At 63.4% G+C, this 3,290-nt stretch carries 2 protein-coding genes and 1 other RNA gene; 1 reads left to right on the forward strand and 2 read right to left on the reverse strand.

The window, feature by feature from the left end; translation table 11 throughout:
• Positions 1 to 110: 110 nt before the first annotated feature.
• Together rnpB and rsmI are read right to left on the reverse strand one after the other, a co-directional pair.
• An RNA gene (gene rnpB / locus ACY693_RS16980) (RNase P RNA component class A) lies at positions 111 to 480 on the reverse strand.
• Positions 481 to 543: 63 nt separating this feature from the next.
• Positions 544 to 1,401, reverse strand: a complete 858-nt coding sequence (gene rsmI / locus ACY693_RS16985) for a 16S rRNA (cytidine(1402)-2'-O)-methyltransferase (RefSeq protein ID WP_462322993.1) — start codon at positions 1,399 to 1,401, stop codon at positions 544 to 546.
• 52 nt (positions 1,402 to 1,453) lie between these two features.
• On the opposite strand from rsmI, the gene ACY693_RS16990 reads away from it, so the two are divergent.
• Positions 1,454 to 3,290: penicillin-binding protein activator (locus ACY693_RS16990; RefSeq protein WP_462322994.1), on the forward strand; the 1,837-nt coding region annotated here is incomplete at its 3' end.

Consider the following 3,290-nt stretch of genomic DNA (forward strand, 5'->3'; position numbering starts at 1 on the left):
AACACGCCAGTAGACTCAAGCCTGCACTCGTAGAAAAGGCCCTAGGTGCAGCCGCGATCGCTGATGAGCCGAGCGCAACGGCCCTCGTCGCGCGGCAACCGAAATGGGAGAGAGGGAGCCGGCCTATAAGCCGGGTTCTGTCGTGGACAGTCATTCATCTGGGACACGGGTCACCCCGCGCCTCAAGCGACCTACCCGGGAGCTCATGCGGGCCGCATGTCGCAGCCGAAGCCGCTTGCTCCCCTATTTGGTCTTGCTCCGGGTGGGGTTTACCCTGCCGTCGCGTGTTGCCACGGACGCGGTGCGCTCTTACCGCACCTTTTCACCCTTACCGCCCGCTCACGCGGGTTGGCGGTCTGTTTTCTGCGGCACTTTCCGTAGGCTCTCGCCCCCCAGGCGTTACCTGGCACCCTGCCCGATGGAGCCCGGACTTTCCTCCGCTTGACGTTTGCGTCAAGCCGCGACTGTCCGGCCGACTCCCGAACCATTAGTCTAGCGTCTCGCAGCACAGCTGACCATTGTTCTATCGCCAGCTAGCATCGGTCATCCTATGGATGAATCATCGGGCCTATCCCGCGCCGCCAGCGCAGCCTTGTATAGCCGGTTGCGCGCGCCACCGGTAATTGCCGCAGCCAAGGCCGCCGCTTGCTTGAGCGGTAGCTCAGCGGCGAGCAGCTCTAGCACGCGCAGCTGCTCAGCCTGCTCACGCTCATCATCGTTACGCCGATCACCTTCGATCAACAGCACCAGCTCGCCAAGCTGCTGCTCGGGGCTCGTTGCCACCTGAACCGATAGGTCGCTTAGGGTGCCGACCAAAAAGGTTTCAAAGCGCTTGGTGAGCTCGCGGGCGATGACGGCGCGCCGCTCGGCACCTAGCACCTCGGCTAGATCATCCAGTGTCCCGACAACTCGTCGTCCACTCTCGTAACAGATGAGTGTACCCGGCTCGTTGACGAAGCCCTGAGACCAGGTCACCCGTTGCGACCGACTACGCGGCGGAAAGCCAACGAACAGGAACCGGTCGCTCGGCAGCCCAGCCGCCGACAACGCACAGATGGCGGCACAGGGTCCAGGGATCGGCTCCACCCGAATCCCCTGCGCACGGGCCGCACGGATGAGCACGAAGCCAGGATCGCTGATCAGCGGCGTGCCGGCATCGCTGATCAAGGCCACCGTCTCACCCGCCGACAAGCGTGTCAGCAGGCGCGCGCTCACCTGATCCTCATTGTGCTCATGATAGGACACGAGTTCGGTGTCGACGCCGAAGCTTGATAGGAAATGCCGACTATGGCGCGTATCCTCGCAGGCGATCAACGACACCTCGGATAACACCTGTTGGGCACGAGAACTCAGGTCCTCGCGATTGCCGATTGGCGTTGCCACAACGTATAGTGTCGCCATCAAAATTTGCCTCGCCGCTCGGTCAGATCGTCTTCACCATCAGGAGCCCATGATGCCTGGTCAGCGCCCCGCTCGGCAGCCCCGACAGACAGCCGTTACGCCCGATTACGTTGCAGCATTGACGCAAGGCTTGGATAGCACCTTGTCGCAACGCCGACATCGTCGGCGGCCCCTACTGCACAGCTTGCTGCTTGCAGCCGTTACTGTCACGGTCCTCTTGTCCGCGTGCGCGATCGACCCTGTCAGAGATGCGCAGCGGGTACTTGAGACAGTCCCGCCTGCAGCCCTTGCCGAGGCCCGCGCTCTCGAGAAGAACGGCCAGTACCGGGCAGCCGCCGAAGCCTATCTAGCGCTTGCCAAAACGGCACCGGCTCCAGCGCGCCAGCAACTCGAGCTCGAAGCAGCGGATGCGCTCCTCCAAGCTGGCGATGCCGAAGCGGCGGCGGGCACCCTGCGCGACCTCGACCGCGAGGTACTAACGACATCTCAACGCGAGATGACATTGCTGCTGCAGGCCGAAGTGGCCTTGAGCCGTGGCCGCGCTCGCGAGGCCATGAACACCCTGGATCAGGTCAGGAAGGGGTCATTGCCCCCGCCCCTGAGGGTCAAGTACCTCGGCTCCCTAGCAGCGGCCTACCGGATGAACAGCCAGCCCCTGCGCGCGGCTGAGACCCTCAACGAGCTCGACCCCCTGCTCAGCGATGAGCCAGCGGCGCGGATGGACAATCAAGTCTCACTCCTGTTCACGCTTGCGAGCATGAACAAGGCATCCTTGGCCCAAGCCGCCCGCTCCACGGGCGGACAGATGCGTGGCTGGGTCGAGCTTGCACAGCTGCTTGCGGGACGGAGCGTGGCCTCACCACAGCTGAATCTCAGTTTGCGCCAATGGCGTGAGCGTTACCGTCAGCACCCAGCTCTCGCCGGCCTCGAGACCGCTTACTTCGCGACGCTCGCCGGCGGTTATGTTGCTGGTACAGATGCGCTGGTGCTGCTCCCAACCTTTGGTCAGTTTGGGGCGGCAGGCGGCGCCGTCAGAGATGGCATCATGGCGGCTTACGAGGCTGATCGCAGCGGCACGCGTCCGCAGCTGAGCTTCGGCGCGGATAGCGCTTCTGCTTACTCGGAAGGCGTTGTCAAAGGTGCAGACCTGGTCATTGGGCCGCTCCAGAAGGCATCGGTCAATGCGCTTGCGCGCCAGGGCTCGCTCTCTGTTCCGACCCTAGCCCTAAACCGGAGCGAGGGAGCTCGGGCGACCAACCTCTTCCAATTCTCACTGGCTCCAGAGGACGAGGCCGAGAGTGCCGCAACCTATGCCTACGCCGCTGGGCTAAGACGCGCCGCATTGGTCTCTCCGCAAAACCCCTGGGGACGGCGCATGGCAGACGCCTTCCGTAATCAGTGGCGCGCGCTCGGCGGTACGTTGGTGATCCAACCCACCTACGGATCGGTCAGAGAGGTTGCCGAGACCGTCACCGACGTCGATGTCGACGTCGTTCTGCTGGTTGCGACGAGCAAGAACATCCGCCATCTTTGGGGTGCGCTGCGCTCCCTGCACTTCGACGCACCAGTGATCACGACATCGCATGTCTATAGCGGCGATTTCAACCCCGCGCGTGACCAAGAGTTAGCCGGCCTCTATTTCGTCGACATCCCCTGGCTGCTCGATCAAGAACGTTCCGATAGCCTCTCACGCCAGGCGCTTCGTGGCACCTTAAGCAACGTCAGTGGTCCACTTGCGCGCCTCTATGCGATGGGTATCGATGCCTATCGGCTCGCGCCTCGCGTGGTCGCGATGGGCCGACAGCCTGGAACCTTCTTCCCCGGCGAGACCGGCGGCTTGACGATTGACGCACGCGGGCAGGTCCACCGCCAGCTAGCCCTGGCCCAAT

The organism is Halochromatium sp. (genome assembly GCF_054919635.1).

Bases quoted from the DNA above. Each gene is read 5' to 3' on its own strand.
- rsmI (WP_462322993.1), bottom strand. From the start codon at position 1,401: ATGGCGACACTATACGTTGTGGCAACGCCAATCGGCAATCGCGAGGAC.